This is a genomic window from Acidovorax sp. GW460-11-11-14-LB4 (assembly GCF_059423685.1).
The window spans coordinates 24,656-43,685 of the sequence record NZ_JBWKYJ010000023.1 but is presented as its reverse complement, the minus strand read 5'-3'; the positions used below and the strand labels follow the sequence as shown (position 1 = coordinate 43,685).

The window sequence follows — 19,030 nt, the reverse complement described above, 5'->3', positions numbered from 1 at the left end:
GCCGCCGGGCCGCCCCAAGGGAGGCCTGCGCCCCCTTGGGGGGCAGTGAATACACGAGGTGATGAACGTGGGGGTTCATGTTTTTACAGTCTCTCGATTTCGTGGGTGCCGAACAGGCCGTAAGGCCGCACCAGCAGCACGGCCACCAGCACGATGAACGTGGCCAGCAGCTTGTATTCGCCGCCCAGGTAGGCCCCGGCCAGCGCCTCGATCAGGCCGATGAGGATGCCGCCGACGAGCGCGCCCAGCACGCTGTCGAGCCCGCCCACGATGACGACCACCAGCACCGACAGCCCGAACACGCCCATGCTGGACGAGATGCCGCCAATCGAGCCAACGATGATCCCGGAGATGGCAGCCAGCATGGCCGAGGCCACCCAGGCCAGCGAAAACACGCGCGGCACGTTGATGCCCACCGAATACGCAGCCGCCTGGTCGCTGGCCGTGGCACGCAGGGCCACCCCGCCGCGCCAGAAGCGGAACACCACCAGCACGGCCGCGATGAACACGATGGCAATCACGGCGCCCCAGAACACCTTGGGTGCCAGGAATGCGTCCCCCACCATGATGGGCTGCGTGGGCATGAAGTCGGGCAGGCGGCGCTGGTCTGCCGTCCAGATCATCTCGACCAGGCCCACCAGCACCGAGGCCAGGCCCACGGTGACCATGAAGACGGAGATCGGCGGCTCGCCCAGCAGCGGGCGGATCATGGTGCGCTCGATCACCGCGCCCAGCAGGCCCGTGCCCAGCACGGCGGCGGGGATGGCCAGCCACAGCGGCAGCGCAAACATCGATGCAAAGGTGAAGAACAGGTACGCACCCACCATCAGCAGCTCGCCAATGGCAATGTTGACCACGCGGGTGGCCTTGTAGACCATGACGAAAGCCAGTGCGGCCAGTGCGTAGAGACCGCCACCGGCGATGCCGGTGAGGCTGATCTCAAACAGGTAGGCCCAGTCGAAGTTGCCGGTCATGCGGTGGTCACTCCCTGCAGCTTGGCACGCAGGTCGCCCACGTCGCCCGCGCCCAGGTAGGCGCGGATGACCTCGGGGTCCGCCTGCACCTGCGCGGGCGTGCCCTGCGCGATGACCTGGCCGAAGTTGAGCACCACCACGTGGTCCGACAGGTCCATCACCATGCCCATGTCGTGCTCCACCATCAGCACCGTCACGCCCCACTCCTCGCGCACGTCGAGGATGAAGCGCGCCATGTCTTCGGTCTCTTCACGGTTCATGCCGGCCACGGGCTCGTCCAGCATCAGGATCTGCGGCTGCATGGCGAGGGCCCGGGCCATCTCCACGCGCTTTTGCAGGCCGTAGGGCAGGGCCGAGACGGGTGCGTGGCGGATGTGGTCGATTTCGAGGAAGTCGATGATGCGCTCCTCGATGTCGCGGCGCAGTTCGGCCTCTTCGCGTCGGGCGCGGCCGAAGTACAGCAGCGCGTCGAGCACGTTGGTTTTGAGGTGCGCGTGGCGGCCCAGCTTGATGTTGTCGAGCACCGTCATGCCGCGAAACAGCGCGATGTTCTGAAAGCTGCGGCCCAGGCCCAGCTTGGCGCGCTGCGGCGCGGGCACGCGGGTGATGTCCTGCCCCTGAAAGCGGATCGAGCCCTGGCTGGGCCGGTAAAAGCCCGAAATGGTGTTGAACAGCGAGGTCTTGCCCGCACCGTTGGGGCCGATGACGGCGGTGATGGAGCCGGGCTGCACGTCAAAGCCTACGCCGGTCAGCGCCTTCACGCCACCGAACGCCAGGGTCACGCCCTGCACCTGCAGCAGGGGCGTGGCAGCAGCGGGGCCGGAAGGGGTTGTCTCCATTGGCTTTCTAATACGGGTTGACTGCAGCTTTTGACAGAAATTTCGATGGAACCCAGCAGAAATTTCCTACTTGTGCGTAAACTGTTTACTCGCAAGTAGATTCTGGAAGCCGCGACCCTCATCAGCATCCGTACTTTCCCGAGGAACTGCCATCCATGCCCCACGCCAAAGTGGCACCCCGCCGCCGCAGCGCCACCGCCACCGCCGCAGCCCCGTCTTCGCCACCCACAGCCAAGCGAGCCACGCCGGTCAAAGCGGCCAAGCAGGCCAAGGACACGCCCGCCCAGGCCGCAGCGGCTTCTCCCTGGCCCCCGGTGTCGCACCGCGAGCGCCAGCGCGAGGCCAAACGCAATGCCGTGCTGCAGGCAGCGGCCCAGCTGTTCAACGAACGCGGCTTTCACGCCACCTCGCTCGACGACATCGCCGCGCGCCTGAACGTGACCAAGCCCACGCTGTACTACTACGTGAAAAACAAGGACGAGATCCTGCTGCAGTGCGTGAGCAAGGGGCTCACGATGATGCTGGAGGGGATTGACGCCTCGCGCGCTGCGGGCGGCAAGGCCATTGACCAGCTCATGACCTGCATGCAGGTGTACGCGCGCATCGTCACCATGGACTTCGGCATGTGCCTGATCCGCGTGGGCGACGAGCAGCTGCCCCCCGAAAGCCGCAAGGAGCTGCGCCGCCTCAAGTCCGCCATCGACCAGGAATTCCGCCGCCTCGTGGCCGAGGGTGTGGCTGAAGGATCGCTACAGCCTTGCGACCCGAAGATGACAGCCTTTGTGATTGCTGGCGCCCTGAGCTGGATCGGCCGCTGGTACCAGCCCGATGGCGAATACACGCCCGAGCAGGTGGCGCAGCAGTGCATTGCGACGCTGTGTGATGGGGTGCTGCGGCGGCCTGCACAGGCCCCGGTTTCAGCCGCGGACGCGGGTGCCGCGCCAGCGTCCGCACCCCGCCGCAAAACGGCAGTTGGCAAGTTCAAGGCTCCAGCGCGTTTGGGTGGTGCCTGACGAACCTTCCCATACAGATTTCAAAGAAAAACCGCTCCAAGCGCTAGTCGAACATGCGCTAGTAGCTATTGATTTGGTAGCGTTTTGCGCGAAACCCTGGGCGTGTGGTGTTCTGCCTGCCCCGCTGCCAGATCGTCCAGGATGGGGCAGTCCGGCCGGTCGTTGCCCTGGCAGCAGGACACCAGCGTTTGCAGGCTGCGCTGCATGGCCTGCATCTGGGCGATGCGTTCGCTCAGGTCGTCGATGTGTTGTTGGGCGATGCGCTTGACCTGGCTGCTGGCGCGGCTGCGGTCGTGCCACAGGCCAAGTAGCTCGGCGATTTCTTCCATCGAAAAGCCCAGGTCGCGGCTGCGGCGGATGAAGTGCAGGGCGTGCACGTCGGCCTCGGTGTACTGGCGGTAGCCGCTGTCGGTGCGCGCCACGCCGTTGATGAGGCCCAGCGATTCGTAGTGCCGCACCATGCGCGCCGAGATGCCTGCGCGCTTGGCAGCGACGCCGATGGGCACAGGCCAGGCGATGGGGCGGGGCACTGTGGCCTTGGTGCGCGCGGTCGGCGCGGTGTTGACGGACTGGGGCGTGGTCATGCTGTGGCCCTCGCTGGGTGTTTGGTAGCGCGGCGCTCAGGCCGCGACGGTGTAGCCTTCTTCGGCAATGGCGGCAGCCAGGGCTTCGCGGGGGGCTGTGCTGTCCACGTCCACCTTGCCGCTGGCGCGGTCGATGCGCACCTGGGCGTCGGGGTCTACCTGCTGCACGGCCTGGGTGACGGCGCGTTCGCAGTGGCCACAGGTCATGCCTTGAACTTGGAAAGTAGTGGTGGTTGTCATGGGGTGTCCTCGGGTTGGTTTTCAAGAGGGCCGTTAAAGCGACCGAAGTGAATGTTGAAGCTTGACATCGTGGCAGAGTCAAACACCGCTCAAGACACTCATGATGTGAGGGTTGATCAATATCAATGCTTGACCTTGCCATCACGTCAAGGATCAGCATCCCGGCCATGAACACCATCACCACCCCCCCCAACACCGCGCCCGGGTCTGTGCACTCGCTGGACCTGGGCATTTCTGGCATGACCTGCGCAAGCTGCGTGGGCCGTGTGGAGCGCGCGCTGCGCAAGGTGCCGGGCGTGCAGGAGGCCTCGGTCAATCTGGCGACCGAGTCTGCGCGCATTGCCTTTGTCACGCAGGTGGGCGCTGATGCCGCCGCCATGGAGGCGGTGCTGCGGCGCGCGGTGCGCAATGCGGGCTACGAGCCGCGTGCGGCGGGGCAGGAGGATGCTCCGGAGGACTTGTCGCCCTGGGCCGGCTTTTTACCCGTGGGCATTGGCCTGCTGCTGTCGGCGCCGCTGGTGCTGCCCATGATCGGTGACCTGTTCGGTCAGCACTGGATGTTGCCCGCCTGGGTGCAGTTTGTGCTGGCCACGCCGGTGCAGTTCATCCTGGGGGCGCGGTTTTACAAGGCGGGCTGGCATGCGGCCAAGGCGCTGAGCGGCAACATGGACTTGCTGGTGGCGCTGGGCACCAGCGCGGGTTGGGGCCTGTCGATGTGGCTGTGGCTCACGGCGCCCACGGACCACCCGGGGCATGTGCCGCACCTGTACTTCGAGGCGTCGGCCGTGGTGGTCACGCTGGTGCTGCTGGGCAAGTGGCTGGAGGCGCGCGCCAAGCGCCAGACCACGGCGGCCATCCGTGCGCTGCATGCGCTGCGGCCCGATGTGGTGCATTTGCTCACTAAGCAGGGCGAGGTGGATGTGCCGGTGTCTGAGGTGCTGGTGGGCGACCAATTGGTCGTGCGGCCTGGCGAGCGCATCCCCGTGGATGGCGCCGTGCACGAGGGCCACACGCAGGTGGACGAATCCATGTTGACCGGCGAGCCCTTGCCGGTGGCGCGCGATGTGGGCGCGGCGCTCACGGGTGGATCGATCAATGGCGATGGACGCATCGTGATGGCGGTGACGGCTGTGGGCGCCGAGACGGTGCTGGCCCAGATCATCCGGCTGGTGGAAGACGCCCAGGCCGCCAAGGCGCCCATCCAGCGGCTGGTGGACCAGGTGTCGGCCATTTTTGTGCCGGTGGTGCTGGTGGTGGCGCTGGTCACCCTGGCGGGCTGGCTGGCCATGGGTGCGGGGCTGGAGGCGGCGCTGATCCACGCCGTGGCCGTGATGGTGATTGCCTGCCCCTGTGCGCTGGGGCTGGCCACGCCCGCGGCCATCATGGCGGGTACGGGCGTGGCGGCCAAACACGGCATCCTGATCAAGGACGTGCAGGCGCTGGAGCTGGCGCACAAGGTGGACACGGTGGCCTTTGACAAGACCGGCACGCTGACCGTGGGTCAGCCCCGGCTCACGGCGTTTGAGGTGGTGCCGGGTCTGGACGATACGGCGGTGATGGCGGCCGTGGCCGCAGTGCAAAGCGGTAGCGAACACCCCCTGGCGCGCGCGGTAGTGGCGGCTGCGGGCGAGCGGCAGATCAACGTGGCCACCGCGCAGGATGTGCGCGCGGTGCCCGGGCGCGGCACCGAGGGCGAGGTGGACGGCCAGAGCTACCTGGTGGGCAGCCTGCGCTGGATGCAGGAGCTGGGGGTGGCACTTGGCCCGTTGTCAGACCGCGCGGAGGCGTTGCAGCGCGAAGGCGCCACGGTGTCTGCCGTGGCCCAGCGGGTCACGGAAGGGTTGGCGCTGCGGGCATTGATGGCCTTTGGCGACGAGCCCAAGCCGGGCGCGCGCGAAGCTTTGGCGGCGCTCAAGGCGCGCGGCATTCGCACCGTGATGGTGTCGGGCGACAACCGGGGCGCGGCCGAGGCCATGGCCCGGCGCCTGGGGCTGGACCCGGCCGCGGGCGAGGTAATGGCCGAGGTGTTGCCGGGCGACAAGGCGGCCAAGGTGGCTGCGTTGCAACAGGGCACCGATGGCAAGCACCATCATGTGGCGATGGTGGGCGACGGCGTTAACGATGCCCCCGCGCTGGCGGCGGCCGATGTGGGCATGGCCATGGGCAACGGGACTGATGTGGCCATGCACGCAGCGGGCATCACGCTGATGCGCGGCGACCCGATGCTGGTGGCGGCGGCGCTGGATATTTCGCACCGCACGGTGATGAAGATCCGCCAGAACCTGTTTTGGGCGTTTGCATACAACGTGGCGGGCATTCCGCTGGCGGCGCTGGGTTACCTGAACCCGGTGGTGGCGGGCGCGGCCATGGCGCTGAGTTCGGTCAGCGTGATGGCGAATGCCCTCTTACTCAAGCGGTGGCGCATGTGATAAATACGTACAGCACGGTCATCGATGTCTGGCAAACTGCAACGATTTGTTGCGAATCCGTCGCCTCGGGGGAGGTGCGGCGACCGCATTGGCATAGCTATATCAAGGACGACAGATCATGAATCTCTTCTCGCTCATGCGGCAGTTCACCATACGTTTGCGCATGCTGGGTGCCATTGGCGTGGTGCTGGGCCTGCTGGGGCTGCTGGGGGGCGCGGGCATGCTGGGCATGTTCCGCATCCACAACATGAGCCAGGACTTCATGGACCACTCGTTCGCCGAGGTGGGTTACATGGCCGAGCTGCGGGGCGAAATGGGTGCCATCCGCCAGTTCGAGAAGGACATGATCATTGGCTACGAGAAGCCCGAAGCCGTGAAGGCCGCGCATGCCAAGTGGGTGGAGAGCCAGGACAAGGCCAAGAAGATTGCCAACAAGTTCCTGGAAGGCGAGGAGGACTCTGACAACCCGGTGGTGCGCAACATCGTCAAGCGCCTGGACAGCTACCGCGAGCTGTTTGCGCACGTGGCGCGCCAGCTGGAGGCGGGTGGCTATGACACCGCCACCATTGCCAACCGCATGAGCGGCAAGGCCGTGGCGGAGTTTGCCGAGGCCGACAAGCTGATGGCCGAGCTGGACTCGGTACTGCGCGCGGAGGTGGCCAAGTCAGTGGCGCAGCAAAGCGAAGTGTCCAACCAGACCAAGTGGCTGTTTGTGCTGGCGGTGCTGATCACCGTGGTGGTGGTGGTGCCCACCACGCTCATGAACATGAACTCCATTTGCAAGCCGCTGGAAGACGCACGCAAGATGGCCCAGGCGATTGCGGGCGGCGACCTGTCGCAGCAAATTGCTGCCGAAGGCAAGGACGAAGTGGCCGATTTGCAGCGCGCGCTGCGCGACATGCAGCAGGGCCTGAGTGCGCTGGTGGCGCAGGTGCGCGATGCCAGCGGCAACATCGCCACGGCCAGCCAGGAGATCGCCACGGGCAACCAGGACCTGTCGCAGCGCACCGAGCAGACGGCCAGCAACGCGCAGGAGGCCGTGTCCTCGCTGTCGCAGCTCACGTCCACGGTGCAGCAGACGGCATCGTCGTCGCAGATGGCGAACCAGCTCGCTGCGTCGGCCTCGCAGATGGCCACGCACGGTGGCGGCGTGGTGCAGCAGGCTGTGGCCAGCATGCACGAGATCTCGACATCGAGCCGCAAGATCGGCGACATCATCGGCCTGATCGACTCCATTGCCTTCCAGACCAACATCCTGGCGCTGAATGCGGCCGTGGAAGCGGCCCGTGCCGGCGAGCAGGGCCGGGGCTTTGCAGTGGTGGCCAGCGAGGTGCGCAGCTTGGCACAGCGCAGCGCGGCGGCGGCCAGCGACATCAAGGGCCTGATCCAGAGCAGCGTGACGGCCGTGGACGGCGGCGTGCGCCATGTGGAAGAAGCCGGCACGGCCATGAAGGACATCGTGAGCAGCGTGCAGCGCGTGGGCGACATCATTGGCGAGATCACGGCGGCTGCGTCCGAGCAGTCGGCTGGCATCGGCCAGGTGAACAGTTCGGTGGGCGAGATCGACCGCATGACGCAGCAGAACGCGGCGCTGGTGGAAGAATCCGCCGCCGCTGCCGAGTCGCTGCGCGAGCAGGCCGCGCGCCTGTCGCACGTGGTGCAGCAGTTCCGCCTGGCCGAATCGGCCGTTGGCTATGGCCACGGCAGTGCAGTGGCTGCCCCCTATGCAGACCAGGCTCCCCAAGCGCTGGCCGCAGGCCCTGCGCAGGCACGCCTGACGCACTGACCGCGCCAGGCCTTTTCTTCCCACGAGCCCCGCAGGCCTGGTCTGCGGGGCTTTTTTGTGGGCGGTGCTGCCCGGCGGTTTATTGACCTGCGTCATGGGCGTGCCGGGGAGCGCGTGGCACCCTTGGGGCCTTGTTGAAACTGGGGAGTGCGCCATGCCGTCGATCAGTCTGCGAACCATTCGCGAAGAGCATGCGTCGCTCGCGGCGGTGCTGCACTCGCTGCGCCTGATGCTGGACCAGGGCCCGGGCGACGAGCCCGCTGCGTTCTTTGACGTGATGCGGGCCATGCTGTTCTACATCGACGAGTTTCCCGAGCGCCAGCACCACCCCAAGGAGTCGCAGTGGCTGTTCCCCAAGGTGGCCGAGCGCTCACCCCAGGCGGCCGAGGCCATCGTCCAGCTGGAGCGAGACCATGCCGGCGGCGAGGCCGCCGTGCGCGAACTGCAGCACCTGCTGCTGGGCTGGGAGCTGATGGGCGATGCGCGCCGCGAGGCGTTTGCGCTGGCGCTGGAGCGCTACATCCGCTTTTACCTGGAGCACATGCGCCTGGAAGAAACCGTGGTGCTGCCCGCCGCGCAGGAGGCCCTGCAGCCGGGCGACTGGACCGCCATCGACGCGGCCTTTGCCAGCAACACCAACCCGCTGGCCCCCGGCAAGCCGCGCGATGCGGCGTATGACCGGCTGTTCACCCGCATCGTCATGCGGGCGCCCAGTCCGATCGGGCTCGGCTCACCCTCCTGAGCGACTGCGCCGCTTGGTGCTGACTGCGGCAGGCGACCGCTGGCTCGCGCAGCGGCAGCTGCAACCGGTGCGGCCCCATGGGGCCGTTCCGGCGCGGTGCAGATTCAGGCGCTGAGCGCCGGGTAGTCCGTGTACCCCTCGGCCCCGCCGCCGTACAGCGTGGCGCGGTTCACCTCGTTGAGCGGTGCGTTGGTTTTCAGGCGCGCCACCAGGTCGGGGTTGGCGATGAAGGGGCGGCCAAAGGCCACGATGTCGGCGCCCTTGGCCAGGGCGGCATCGGCCAGCTCGCGGGTGTAGGCGTTGTTGACCATCCACGCACCCTTGCCGCCCGCTGCACGGTAGGCGGCCTTGAGCGCGGCGTAGTCGAAGGGGCGGCCTTCCACCTCGCGCGGGCCGCCGGTGGCGCCTTCGATCACGTGGATGTAGGCCAGGCCCAGCGGGCCCAGGTGGCGCACCACGTGGTCGAACAGCGGCTGTGGATCGGCGTCCACGATGTCGTTGGCGGGCGTGACGGGTGACAGGCGGATGCCGGTGCGGCCACCGCCGATTTCCTCGACGATGGCGCGGGTCACTTCCAGCAGCAGGCGCGCGCGGTTGGCGATGCTGCCGCCATAGTCGTCGGTGCGCTGGTTGGCGCCGGTCTTGAGGAACTGGTCGATCAGGTAGCCGTTGGCTGCGTGGATTTCCACACCGTCAAAACCCGACGCAATGGCGTTGCGCGCGGCGTGGCGGTAGTCCTGCACGATGCCGGGGATCTCTTCGGCATCGAGTGCGCGGGGCATGGAGGTGGGGGTGAATGTGGGCACGCCGTCCTTGATGAGCACGGTCTTGGTGTTGGCCTGCACGGCCGAGGGCGCCACGGGGGCGGCGTTGCCCGGCTGCAGGTCGGTGTGCGAGACACGGCCCACATGCCACAGCTGCACCACGATCTTGCCGCCGGCGTCGTGCACGGCGCGGGTCACCTTCTTCCAGCCGTCCAGCTGTTCGGTGCCATAGAGGCCCGGCACATCGGCATAGCCCTGGGCTTGCGGGCTGATGGCCGTGGCTTCGGAAATGATGAGACCGGCACTGGCGCGCTGCGCGTAGTAGGTGGCGACCAGGTCGGTGGGGATGGCCTCGGGCGAGCGGTTGCGCGTGAGCGGCGCCATGGCAATGCGGTTGGCCAGCTGGAGGTCGCCCGCGCGGGTGGGTTCAAACAAAGAGGTCATGTTGAAGGTGTCCTGTAGAGGTACGTGCAAACAAAGCAGCCTTGCAGCTTAATGCTGCAGCGCAAAACGTGCAGCGCACTGGCGTCAACAAGGGCACCGGTTTTGTGTTAACCGAGTCGCTCAAGCCCGTCACGTCTGCAGCACCGTGGCCGTTGCATGAGAATGAAAGGCCATGCCCTTGCCACCGCCCCCCGCACCGTTCCCTGTCTCCCCGTTGCGCAGCCTGTGGCTCGCCGTGGCCCTGTCGATGGGCGCCGCCATCTCGCTGGGCATCACGCGGTTTGCCTATGCCCTGTTGCTGCCGCCCATGCGCGAAGACCTGGGCTGGTCGTACACGCTGGCAGGGGGCATGAACACGGCGAACGCGCTGGGCTATCTGCTGGGTGCTCTGGCCACACCCTGGCTGTTGCGGCGCGCGGCCCCGGGCGCAGTGCTGGTGGTGGGCGCCGTGATGGCCACGGTGTTCATGGGCCTGAGCGGATTTTTCACACAGGCAGCGCCCTTGCTGGTGCAGCGCCTGCTGGCCGGCGGGGCCAGTGCGCTGGTGTTCATTGCCGGGGGGCTGCTGGCGGCCCGGCTGGGTGCCCAGGTGCCGGGGCGCAGCGGCTTGCTGCTGGGCCTGTACTACGGCGGCACGGGCTGGGGCATCACCCTTTCTGCGCTGCTGGTGCCTGCGGTGCTCGCAGCGGCCCCAGCACTGCACAGTTGGACCTGGGCCTGGTGGGCGCTGGCGTTGGCCTGCGTGGCAGCCACGCTGGCGCTGCTGTGGCCGGCGCGGGTGTTGAGCGGGCTGGCTGCACCTGTGGCGGCTGCATCCGGGACCACACCGGCGGCTGCAGTGCCCGACCGCGTGCGCTGGCGGGCGCTGGCCCCTGCGCTGCTCGGCTACGGCCTGTTTGGCGTGGGCTATATCGGCTACATGACCTTTGTGGTGGCGCTGCTGCGCGAGCAGGGCCGGGGTGCGGGCGAGGTGACGTTGTTCTACGCCTTGCTGGGGCTGGCCGTAGTGCTGTCCTCACGCATCTGGGCCGGGCTGCTGGACCGCAGCCGGGGCGGAGAGGCCCTGGCGCGCCTGAATGCGCTGCTGGGCGTGGCCACCCTCCTGCCCGCCGTCACGGGCGCGTGGCCGGTGGTGTTGGCCTCGGGGCTGCTGTTTGGCGGGGTGTTTTTGTCGGTGGTGGCATCGACCACGGCGCTGGTGCGGCACAACCTGCCGCAGGCGCTGTGGGCCAGCGGCATCAGCGCGTTCACCATCGTGTTTGCGGCCGGGCAGATCGTGGGGCCCACGGTGGTGGGCTGGATCGCCGACGGGCCTGGAGGCCTGGCGCGCGGGCTGGTGTTCTCGGCCTGCGCGTTGTGGGTGGGGGCGCTGGTGGCGTGGCGGCAGCGCCCCTTGTAGCCCTGGCCTTACTTCAGCAGGCCTTCGGCCTTCATCGCGGCTTGCACCGCGGGGCGGGCACCCACGCGTTCACGGTAGGCCGCCAGGTTGGCCAGGCCGGAGATGTCGAGCTTGGTGGGCTGGGTCCAGTTGGTCACGGTGAACAGGTAGCCGTCGGCCACGGTGAAATGGTCGCCCATGAGGTACTGCTTGCCGGCGAGCTGGCCATCCACCCACTGCAGGCGTTGCAGCAGGCGCTCGCGCACCATGGGCTTGTACTCCTCGGGGGTGGCGGGGTTGAACAGGGGGCTGAAGCCCTTGTGCAGCTCGGTGCCGATGAAGGTCAGCCACTCTTGCAGGCGGTAGCGCGCCAGGGTGCCGTTGGCGGGGGCGAGCTGCTTGTCGGGCACTTGGTCAGCAATGTATTGCACGATGGCCGGGCCTTCGCGCAGGCGCTCGCCGTTGTCCAGCTCCAGCACGGGCACGTAGCCCAGCGCATTGATGGTGTAGTAGTCGGTGCCGTCCTGCAGCTTGTGGCTCTTGGTGCTGGCCAGCACGGGGGTGTAGGCCAAGCCGGCCTCTTGCAAGGCGATGTGGGGGGACAGGGAGCAGGCGCCGGGGGAGTAGTAGAGCTTCATGGATCGGTCCTTGAAAACGGTCGGAAACCGCCGATCCTATGCGCTGCGCCGGATTCTTGCAGGCGCCGGGGCGCAACCCCAGCGCCCGCTGCGTGGTGCAGCGGGGAGGGGGCGTGTCAGCTGTCGTATCCGGGCAGGTCGCGCTGCACCTTGCGCAGCAGCGCGGGCCAGGCAAAAGCGCCGCCCAGACCGCCGGTCTGCACGCGCATGGCCTGGGCCACGCCGCTCACGATCTGCGGGTTCACCTGCGTCAGTTCGCCGCCGGCCTGCGCGTCGATCTGGATGCGGCAGGTGTTCTCGAAGGTGTACATGGACAGGAAGGCGTCGGCAATCGTCTTGCCCACCGTCAGCAGCCCGTGGTTGCGCAGCATGAGGAAGTTGGCTTCGCCCAGGTCGGCCTGCAGGCGCGGCTTTTCCTCGTCGCGGAAGGCCACGCCTTCGTACTCATGGTACGCCAGCGAGCCCAGTACAAAGGTGCTTTGCTGGCTGATGGGCAGCACGCCGCCCTTTTGCGCGCTGACGGCCACGCCGGCGCGCGTGTGGGTGTGCAGCACGCAGCCCGCCTCGGGCCGGGCCTCGTGCACGGCGCTGTGGATCACGAAGCCGGCAGGGTTCACGGGGAAGGGCGAGTCGTGCAGCTTGTTGCACAGCATGTCCACCTTGATCAGGCTCGACGCCGTGATCTCGTCGAACATGAGGCCGTAGGGGTTGATGAGGAAATGGTGCTCGCCCGGGCCTGACACCGACTCGGGCAGTTTGGCGCTGATGTGGGTGAAGACCAGGTCGCTCCAGCCGTACAGCGCGACGAGCCGGTAGCACGCGGCCAGGTCGCAGCGCAGCTGCCATTCTTCAGGGCTGACGCTGCCTTGCAGCGAGGGGATGTTGAGCATGGGTGGGTGTCTCCGGTGTTGTGGGTGGGAAGACACCACTGTAGGGCGGGGCGGTGGCTGGGTCTGTCAGGCAGGCTACACCCGTGGCCATGTGTCGGGTGCCTTGTGCTTCATTATTGATAGCAAAAGAGGCATGACTCACTAGCGCTATCGGCCATTTCGACCCGAATTTCTGGTGCACGGCGCCCGCAGCGGGCCCCACGGGCCGATGTCCCCTTCACCGGCCCGTAACCCTCATCGGCCAGCGATCAGCCGACCTGTGGAATCGGTGCGCGCATGCCCGCGTTCAGCAGGTTCCAGGCGTTGATGATGGCGATGGCAAAGCCCAGGTCGGAAATCTCGGCGTCGGAGAACAGGGCCTTCAGCTTGGCGTACTCGTCATCGCTCGCGTCGCTGTGGGGTGTGGCGGTGATGATCTCTGCCCAGCGGAAGGCGGCGCGTTCGCGTTCGCTGAAGAACGGTGCCTCGCGCCAGCCGGCCACGGCGTTGAGGTGGCGCGGATCGGCGCCGTCCTTGACGAGCGCGCTCCAGTGCATGTCCATGCAGTAGGCGCAGCCGTTGATCTGCGAGATGCGCAGGAACACCAGCTCGGCCAGCCGGGTGCCCAGCGGGCCTTTCTTGATGGTTTCAGAGACGTTGACCAGGCCCATGAAGGCCTTGGACGACAGTTGGTGGTAGGGCAGGCGGGCGCTGTGTTGCGACATGGAAATCTCCTGGGTGATGGCAAAGGGTTGTTGATGACGGTGGTGAAAGACGGCGCTGGTGCGGGGCCTTGTGGCGATGTCGCCATGTGGCTGCATTGCCGTCTTCCATACCCATCAAGACGCTGCGCCGTGCCGGGTTGTGACAGGAGGCGTGTGTTTTTTCTCCCCAGGCGCGCTTGCCGGGGGCCGCCTGCGCAGCGGTTCGCGCGAGCAGCGCCATGCCCGTGTCTTTACAGCGGCAGCATGGCCGGGATGCCTGCCAGCTTGTCCGGGTTGCGCACGGCGTAGATGGCCACGATGCGCTCGCCATCGGTCACAAACGCCTGGGCCGACTCTATGCGCCCGTCCACATAGCGCAGCAGGCCCGGCTCGCCGTTGATGAGCGCCATGCGGTACACCACCTGCGCGCCCAGGCGCCGGAACACCGCCCAGTACAGGTTGGTGATGCGAAACGGCCCCACCAGCGGCTTGGGAAACGAGGGCACGATGCCACCGCCATCGCCGATGAGCTGGGCGTCTTCGCTCAACAGTGCCTGGATGGCATGGCGGTCGCCACTCTGGGCGGCTTTCATGAAGCGCTGCAGCAACTGGTGGTGCACCGCCTGCGGCACCTCAAAGCGGGTGCGCGCCTGCTGCACGCGCTCGCTGGCGCGGTGCACCATCTGGCGGCAGCTGGCCTCGGTCTTGCCCAGCTGGGCGGCGATCTCGGGGTAGTCGTAGTCGAACACCTGGCGCAGCAAAAAGGCCGCGCGCTCCTCCGGCCCCAGCCGCTCCAGCACATACATGAACGCCACCGACAGCTCGCCCGCCAGCTCGGCCGCCGATTCGGGCGTGTGGGCGTCCAGCTCCACCAGCGGCTCGGGCAGCCACCAGCCCACATAGGCCTCGCGCTCGGCCTTGGCCGCCCGCAGCCGGTCGATGGACAGCCGCGTGACGATGGTCACCAGCCAGGCCTCGGCCGACTGCAGGGTGCTGGCGTCGGTGCGGCTCCAGCGCAGCCAGGCATCCTGCAGCACATCCTCGGCATCGGCCCGCACGCCCAGCATGCGGTAGGCAATGCCGAAGAGGCGAGGGCGCAGGGTGGTGAAGGGGTCGGTAGAGGTGGTCATGGCAATGGCGGCGGTGGAGTGCTTTCAGTGAAGCACAGACGGCGCACACCTGCGGTTTGTGACAGCCTGGCTTGGAACTATCGTTTTTATAGCTGCTAGTGCATGTGGCACTAGCGCTTGAGTTCACTTTGGGGCTTGAAACGCCTGCAGTGTCCCTCCGAGGCCCCGCGAGACAGGCTACGGGCGTGCGGCCGGCTGCGTGAGCGATTCCAGCCGGGACAGGTAGTGCAGGGCGTGTGCCTGGCTGCTGCCGCACATCTCGGCAGAGGGCATCAGCCCCGCGCACACCGCCGGGCGGTCGGGTTGGCCAAAGATGCGGCAGCGCGCATCGTCCCCCAACTGAATGCAGCGCACCCCGGCCGGCTTGCCCTGGGGCATGCCGGGGATGGGCGAGCTGATGGAGGGGGCGGTGCAGCAGGCGCCGCAACCGGGGCGGCAGTCCACGAGCGGGCCGCCTTATTGACCGTCAGCGGGCTGCAGGCGGCTGGCGCCCCACAGCACCTGGTCCACCACTGCACGCACGCGGTCGCGGTGTGCTGGCTGGACGAGGGCGCCGCTGTCGTCAAACGCGCTGCCTGCCGAGCCCAGGGCAAACGCCTTGGGCGCCAGCCAGCATTCGGCATTGATCAGCAGGGGTGCCAGGTGGCTTTGCGAGCGCAGGCCGCCCAGGGCGCCGGGCGAGGCACTCAGCATGCCCACGACCTTGCCGCGAAAACTCTTGCCACCGTCCTGCCAGTCGGGGTTGCCCTTGACGGGGCTGGAGGCCCAGTCGATGGTGTTCTTGAGCAGGGCGGTGTAGCTGCCGTTGTATTCGGGCGAGCAGATCACCCAGGCGGGGTGCTGCCACAGGATTTCCTTCAGACGGATCACATCGGCGGGCGTGCCCTGGGCTTCGAGGTCGGCGTTGTACAGCGGGATGTCGAACTCGGACAGCTCCAGCAGCGTGACGCTGGCACCCGCATCGCGCGCGATGGCGGCGGTGGCGTGGGCCAGTTTGCGGTTGAACGATTGCTGGCGTGTGCTGCCGGCAAAGACGAGGAGGGAGGGGGTGGTGTTGGGCATGGTGCCTGCGATTGAATCACAGGCGGGCGGCAGGAATCCTGCAAGCGGGGAGCGCGTTGCGGTTTTTTGGCTCGGTGCTGTGCGTGGGATGACGGTGGCCACCGCTCACCACGTCAGCCCGGCATGCGGCGACCGGCCAGGCGCCCCACCAGCGTGCCCAGCGCCGCCGCAAAACACCCCAGGCTGAGCCAGGCCCGCCACAGGTTGGCGGCATTCCACTGGTCACGCACTTTGGCCCAGTCGGCGGGCAGGGCCTGGGGGTTCCAGGCTTCGGTGGTGTGGTTGAGCGGCAGGTTGACCTGCTGGGTGAAGAACACGATGCCCAGCAGGTAGGCCGCGCCGACCAGGGCCAGCAGGCGCCACCACAGCGTGCGGTGTTCACGCCAGGCCATGGCTATCGTCAGCGCACACCACAAGGGTGGGCCAAAGAACAGCACGAAGAACAGGGCGTGCCGCACGTTGCGGTTGAAGGCGGACTGCACCGTGGCATAGGTGGCGCCATCCATCTGCAGCAGGGCCAGGTTGACGTTGGCGCTGTAGGTGCCGAAGAACCCGGCCATGAGGCCCAGCCACAACACGGCAAGGGTGTGGGGCAAGAGGGAGAGGTGCAGGGGCGGTGTGTTGTGGGCGTGTGGGTGGAGGGTCATGGCCGGGACTGGGGGGAGCGATGCCCGCACTCTGCCGAAGGCCCGCGCCCCCCGCCTTATCCTTTGATAAGCCCCATCTCGCTGCGCAGGCGCGACAGCGAGACGTCGGTCACGCCGAGGTACGACGCCAGGTGCTTGAGGGCGATCCGCTCGGCCCATTGCGGGTGTTGCTCCAGCAAGCGGGTGTAGCGCTGGCGGGCGCTGAGTTGCAGAAATTCCTGCTCGCGCTGCATCTTGCCGTCGAGCAGCGCGCAGAGTACCCGGTGCTCCAGGGCGGTCCACGGTGCCCAGCCTGCGCCGGGCAGTGGGTCGCTGGGATGGAGGGGCAGCGCCCACACCACGCTGTCTTCCAATGGTTCCACGTGAAACATCACCGGCTGCTGGCGCAATGTGGGGGTGATGGGCCAACACAGGGCGCCGTCCAGAAAGAAGTTCTTGTTGGACTCGGCCCCGTCGCGGTCCAGGTAGTACAGCCGCAGCGCGCCGCGCTCCACCCACCACAGGTGTCGCCAGTGTTCGCCGGCTCGCAGCAGGGGCTGGCCGCGCTCCAGCAAGCGCCGTTCGGCGCGTACCCACCAGGTCTCCACGGCCGGAGGCGGAGCGCCCAGCAACTCGGTCAGGAAGAGGGTGAGGGGGCTGGAAACAGACACGGCCTGCGCAAAGTGGGAAAATCGCGGGTTGCCTGCTGGGGCACCGGGTGCGCCCGCCACCAGCAGGGCCGGTGTGCGGCGCCCTCTGTAGGGTGCCCGCGTGCACCGGGTGTTTTGATTATCGGGCCCGCCGGGCCCCGGAGTGTCCCCATGTTGTATCCCCAGGAATTTGATGTGATCGTTGTCGGCGGTGGCCATGCAGGCACCGAGGCCGCGCTGGCCGCTGCCCGTATGGGCAGCAAAACGCTGCTGCTGACCCACAACATCGAGACCCTGGGGCAGATGAGCTGCAACCCGAGCATTGGGGGCATCGGCAAGGGCCACCTGGTGAAAGAGGTGGATGCGCTGGGCGGGGCCATGGCGCTGGCGACGGACGAGGGCGGCATCCAGTTCCGCATCCTCAACAGCTCCAAGGGCCCGGCCGTGCGGGCCACGCGCGCCCAGGCCGACCGCATTCTGTACAAGGCCGCCATCCGCCGCATGCTGGAGAACCAGCCCAACCTGTGGCTGTTCCAGCAGGCGGTGGACGACCTGATGGTGGAAGGCGACCGCGTGGTGGGCGCCGTGACGCAGGTGGGCATCCGCTTCCGCAGCCGCACCGTGGTGCTCACGGCGGGCACCTTCCTGGACGGCAAGATCCATGTGGGGCTGAACAACTACGCAGCCGGCCGGGCAGGGGACCCACCGGCGGTATCGCTGTCGGCGCGCCTCAAGGAGCTGAAGCTGCCGCAAGGGCGCCTCAAGACCGGCACGCCGCCCCGTATCGATGGGCGCAGCATCGACTTCTCGAAGTGCACCGAACAGCCCGGAGACGGCATGCCCGGCGGCGTGAACGAGGGCACGGTGCCTGTGTTCAGCTTCATGGGCAATGCACAAATGCACCCCCAGCAGGTGCCCTGCTGGATCACCCACACCAACGAGCGCACGCACGAGATCATCCGCAGCGGCTTCGACCGCAGCCCCATGTTCACCGGCAAGATTGAGGGCGTGGGCCCGCGATACTGCCCGAGCGTGGAAGACAAGATCAACCGCTTTGCGGACAAGGACAGCCACCAGATCTTCCTGGAGCCCGAGGGCCTGACCACGCACGAGTTCTACCCCAACGGCATCAGCACCAGCCTGCCGTTCGACATCCAGTACGACCTGGTGCGCAGCATGCCGGGGCTGGAGAACGCGCACATCCTGCGCCCCGGCTACGCCATCGAATACGACTACTTCGACCCCCGCTCGCTCAAGAGCAGCTTTGAAACCCGCCAGATCCAGGGCCTGTTCTTCGCCGGGCAGATCAATGGCACCACCGGGTACGAAGAGGCGGCGGCCCAGGGCCTGTTTGCCGGCGTCAACGCCGCGTTGCAGTGCCGGGGCGATGCGCCCTGGCTGCCCGGCCGCGACGAGGCTTACCTGGGTGTGCTGGTGGACGACCTGATTACCAAGGGCGTGACCGAGCCCTACCGCATGTTCACCAGCCGGGCCGAGTTTCGCCTGCAGCTGCGCGAGGACAATGCGGACATGCGCCTGACGGAAGTGGGGCGCCAGATGGGCCTGGTGGACGATGCGCGCTGGGATGCCTTCAGCCGCAAGCGCGATGCGGTTTCACGTGAAACAGAGCGCTTGAAGGCCACCTGGGTGAACCCACGCAATCTGCCTGCCGCCGAATCTGAGCGGGTGCTGGGCAAGAGCATCGAGCACGAGTACAACCTGTTCGAGCTGCTGCGCCGCCCCGATGTGGGCTACGCCAACCTGATGTCCATGGATGGCGGCAAGTACGCATCGGCCGATGTTTCACGTGAAACCCTGGGCGACTTGAGCGACCCTGTGCTGGAGCAGGTGGAGATTGCCGCCAAGTACGCAGGCTACATCGACCGCCAGAAGGGCGAGGTGGAGCGCGCTGCGCACTTTGAGAAGCTGCGCCTGCCGCCCGACCTGGACTACATGCAGGTCACCGCGCTGAGCATCGAGGCGCGCCAAGTGCTGACCCGTCACCGGCCCGAGACCCTGGGCCATGCCTCGCGCATCACGGGCATTACGCCTGCGTCGATCTCGCTGCTGATGGTGCATCTGAAGAAGGGTGGGTTCAAGGAATTCGCCGTGGCACCCGCCATGCCATCCAAGGCAGAAGGCGAAGTGGCGGCATGAC

Annotated in this window: 19 protein-coding genes; 6 read left to right on the top strand and 13 right to left on the bottom strand. The window is 67.3% G+C overall.

Features of this window, described 5'->3' with window-relative positions; translation table 11 throughout:
* Positions 1-83 precede the first annotated feature (83 nt).
* Together AC07X4_RS10960 and AC07X4_RS10955 are read right to left on the bottom strand one after the other, a co-directional pair.
* A complete protein-coding gene (locus AC07X4_RS10960; RefSeq protein ID WP_056056932.1) occupies positions 84-974 on the bottom strand; it encodes a branched-chain amino acid ABC transporter permease in 891 nt (296 codons plus the stop codon).
* Complete coding sequence (locus AC07X4_RS10955) at positions 971-1,813, bottom strand: ABC transporter ATP-binding protein (RefSeq protein ID WP_108500294.1); 843 nt, start codon at positions 1,811-1,813, stop codon at positions 971-973. The genes AC07X4_RS10960 and AC07X4_RS10955 overlap by 4 nt, the downstream gene beginning before the upstream one ends.
* 155 nt (positions 1,814-1,968) lie before the next feature.
* Here AC07X4_RS10955 and AC07X4_RS10950 point away from each other — a divergent pair, with 155 nt between their 5' ends.
* The gene (locus AC07X4_RS10950) at positions 1,969-2,826 is read left to right on the top strand and encodes a TetR/AcrR family transcriptional regulator (protein ID WP_494740073.1); all 858 of its coding nucleotides are present in this window, start codon (positions 1,969-1,971) and stop codon (positions 2,824-2,826) included.
* A gap of 65 nt (positions 2,827-2,891) precedes the next feature.
* On the opposite strand, the gene cueR is transcribed toward AC07X4_RS10950, so the two are convergent.
* Positions 2,892-3,410, bottom strand: coding sequence for a Cu(I)-responsive transcriptional regulator (cueR, locus tag AC07X4_RS10945; protein ID WP_494740072.1), 519 nt, complete (start codon positions 3,408-3,410; stop codon positions 2,892-2,894).
* Between the two features lie 36 nt (positions 3,411-3,446).
* Positions 3,447-3,650 carry a heavy-metal-associated domain-containing protein gene (locus AC07X4_RS10940; protein ID WP_260665758.1) on the bottom strand — a complete coding sequence of 68 codons (204 nt, stop codon included), beginning with the start codon at positions 3,648-3,650 and terminating at the stop codon, positions 3,447-3,449.
* Positions 3,651-3,817: 167 nt separating this feature from the next.
* On the opposite strand from AC07X4_RS10940, the gene AC07X4_RS10935 reads away from it, so the two are divergent.
* The 3 genes from AC07X4_RS10935 to AC07X4_RS10925 all read left to right on the top strand — a co-directional run bounded on the left by AC07X4_RS10935 (position 3,818) and on the right by AC07X4_RS10925 (position 8,607).
* On the top strand, positions 3,818-6,079 hold the full coding sequence (locus tag AC07X4_RS10935; protein WP_494740071.1) for a heavy metal translocating P-type ATPase: 2,262 nt from the start codon (positions 3,818-3,820) through the stop codon (positions 6,077-6,079).
* Between the two features lie 118 nt (positions 6,080-6,197).
* Complete coding sequence (locus tag AC07X4_RS10930) at positions 6,198-7,865, top strand: methyl-accepting chemotaxis protein (RefSeq protein WP_494740070.1); 1,668 nt, start codon at positions 6,198-6,200, stop codon at positions 7,863-7,865.
* Between the two features lie 154 nt (positions 7,866-8,019).
* Positions 8,020-8,607: a hemerythrin domain-containing protein gene (locus tag AC07X4_RS10925; RefSeq protein ID WP_494740069.1), complete on the top strand. Its 588-nt coding sequence runs from the start codon at positions 8,020-8,022 to the stop codon at positions 8,605-8,607.
* A 104-nt stretch (positions 8,608-8,711) separates the two neighbouring features.
* Here the strand turns inward: AC07X4_RS10925 and AC07X4_RS10920 are convergent, their stop codons facing one another.
* Positions 8,712-9,815, bottom strand: coding sequence for an alkene reductase (locus AC07X4_RS10920; protein WP_476496947.1), 1,104 nt, complete (start codon positions 9,813-9,815; stop codon positions 8,712-8,714).
* Between the two features lie 172 nt (positions 9,816-9,987).
* On the opposite strand from AC07X4_RS10920, the gene AC07X4_RS10915 reads away from it, so the two are divergent.
* Positions 9,988-11,214 (top strand): YbfB/YjiJ family MFS transporter, encoded by a 1,227-nt coding sequence (locus tag AC07X4_RS10915; protein WP_494740068.1) that lies wholly within the window; start codon positions 9,988-9,990, stop codon positions 11,212-11,214.
* A gap of 8 nt (positions 11,215-11,222) precedes the next feature.
* Here AC07X4_RS10915 and gstA read toward each other — a convergent pair whose 3' ends face one another.
* The 8 genes from gstA to AC07X4_RS10875 form a co-directional block, all read right to left on the bottom strand.
* Positions 11,223-11,831, bottom strand: a complete 609-nt coding sequence (gene gstA / locus AC07X4_RS10910) for a glutathione transferase GstA (RefSeq protein WP_440596380.1) — start codon at positions 11,829-11,831, stop codon at positions 11,223-11,225.
* Positions 11,832-11,947: 116 nt separating this feature from the next.
* Positions 11,948-12,721, bottom strand: a complete 774-nt coding sequence (locus AC07X4_RS10905; RefSeq protein WP_056742476.1) for a class II aldolase/adducin family protein — start codon at positions 12,719-12,721, stop codon at positions 11,948-11,950.
* A 248-nt stretch (positions 12,722-12,969) separates the two neighbouring features.
* A complete protein-coding gene (locus AC07X4_RS10900; protein ID WP_494740067.1) occupies positions 12,970-13,425 on the bottom strand; it encodes a carboxymuconolactone decarboxylase family protein in 456 nt (151 codons plus the stop codon).
* Positions 13,426-13,655: 230 nt separating this feature from the next.
* Positions 13,656-14,534, bottom strand: coding sequence for an RNA polymerase sigma-70 factor (locus AC07X4_RS10895; RefSeq protein WP_494740066.1), 879 nt, complete (start codon positions 14,532-14,534; stop codon positions 13,656-13,658).
* 177 nt (positions 14,535-14,711) lie between these two features.
* Positions 14,712-14,978: a YkgJ family cysteine cluster protein gene (locus AC07X4_RS10890; RefSeq protein ID WP_494740065.1), complete on the bottom strand. Its 267-nt coding sequence runs from the start codon at positions 14,976-14,978 to the stop codon at positions 14,712-14,714.
* Between the two features lie 12 nt (positions 14,979-14,990).
* Positions 14,991-15,596, bottom strand: coding sequence for an NADPH-dependent FMN reductase (locus AC07X4_RS10885; protein WP_494740064.1), 606 nt, complete (start codon positions 15,594-15,596; stop codon positions 14,991-14,993).
* Between the two features lie 113 nt (positions 15,597-15,709).
* Positions 15,710-16,243: an anthrone oxygenase family protein gene (locus AC07X4_RS10880; protein WP_494740063.1), complete on the bottom strand. Its 534-nt coding sequence runs from the start codon at positions 16,241-16,243 to the stop codon at positions 15,710-15,712.
* Positions 16,244-16,299: 56 nt separating this feature from the next.
* Positions 16,300-16,893 carry a Crp/Fnr family transcriptional regulator gene (locus tag AC07X4_RS10875; protein WP_233250812.1) on the bottom strand — a complete coding sequence of 198 codons (594 nt, stop codon included), beginning with the start codon at positions 16,891-16,893 and terminating at the stop codon, positions 16,300-16,302.
* Between the two features lie 150 nt (positions 16,894-17,043).
* Here AC07X4_RS10875 and mnmG point away from each other — a divergent pair, with 150 nt between their 5' ends.
* Positions 17,044-19,029, top strand: coding sequence for a tRNA uridine-5-carboxymethylaminomethyl(34) synthesis enzyme MnmG (mnmG, locus tag AC07X4_RS10870; protein ID WP_494740062.1), 1,986 nt, complete (start codon positions 17,044-17,046; stop codon positions 19,027-19,029).
* The last annotated feature ends 1 nt before the right edge of the window (position 19,030 follow it).

Coding starts and splice junctions, on each gene's coding strand:
- AC07X4_RS10960 (WP_056056932.1), bottom strand. CDS start 974: ATGACCGGCAACTTCGACTGGGCCTACCTGTTTGAGATCAGCCTCACC.
- AC07X4_RS10955 (WP_108500294.1), bottom strand. CDS start 1,813: ATGGAGACAACCCCTTCCGGCCCCGCTGCTGCCACGCCCCTGCTGCAG.
- AC07X4_RS10950 (WP_494740073.1), top strand. CDS start 1,969: ATGCCCCACGCCAAAGTGGCACCCCGCCGCCGCAGCGCCACCGCCACC.
- cueR (WP_494740072.1), bottom strand. CDS start 3,410: ATGACCACGCCCCAGTCCGTCAACACCGCGCCGACCGCGCGCACCAAG.
- AC07X4_RS10940 (WP_260665758.1), bottom strand. CDS start 3,650: ATGACAACCACCACTACTTTCCAAGTTCAAGGCATGACCTGTGGCCAC.
- AC07X4_RS10935 (WP_494740071.1), top strand. CDS start 3,818: ATGAACACCATCACCACCCCCCCCAACACCGCGCCCGGGTCTGTGCAC.
- AC07X4_RS10930 (WP_494740070.1), top strand. CDS start 6,198: ATGAATCTCTTCTCGCTCATGCGGCAGTTCACCATACGTTTGCGCATG.
- AC07X4_RS10925 (WP_494740069.1), top strand. CDS start 8,020: ATGCCGTCGATCAGTCTGCGAACCATTCGCGAAGAGCATGCGTCGCTC.
- AC07X4_RS10920 (WP_476496947.1), bottom strand. CDS start 9,815: ATGACCTCTTTGTTTGAACCCACCCGCGCGGGCGACCTCCAGCTGGCC.
- AC07X4_RS10915 (WP_494740068.1), top strand. CDS start 9,988: ATGCCCTTGCCACCGCCCCCCGCACCGTTCCCTGTCTCCCCGTTGCGC.
- gstA (WP_440596380.1), bottom strand. CDS start 11,831: ATGAAGCTCTACTACTCCCCCGGCGCCTGCTCCCTGTCCCCCCACATC.
- AC07X4_RS10905 (WP_056742476.1), bottom strand. CDS start 12,721: ATGCTCAACATCCCCTCGCTGCAAGGCAGCGTCAGCCCTGAAGAATGG.
- AC07X4_RS10900 (WP_494740067.1), bottom strand. CDS start 13,425: ATGTCGCAACACAGCGCCCGCCTGCCCTACCACCAACTGTCGTCCAAG.
- AC07X4_RS10895 (WP_494740066.1), bottom strand. CDS start 14,534: ATGACCACCTCTACCGACCCCTTCACCACCCTGCGCCCTCGCCTCTTC.
- AC07X4_RS10885 (WP_494740064.1), bottom strand. CDS start 15,596: ATGCCCAACACCACCCCCTCCCTCCTCGTCTTTGCCGGCAGCACACGC.
- AC07X4_RS10880 (WP_494740063.1), bottom strand. CDS start 16,243: ATGACCCTCCACCCACACGCCCACAACACACCGCCCCTGCACCTCTCC.
- mnmG (WP_494740062.1), top strand. CDS start 17,044: ATGTTGTATCCCCAGGAATTTGATGTGATCGTTGTCGGCGGTGGCCAT.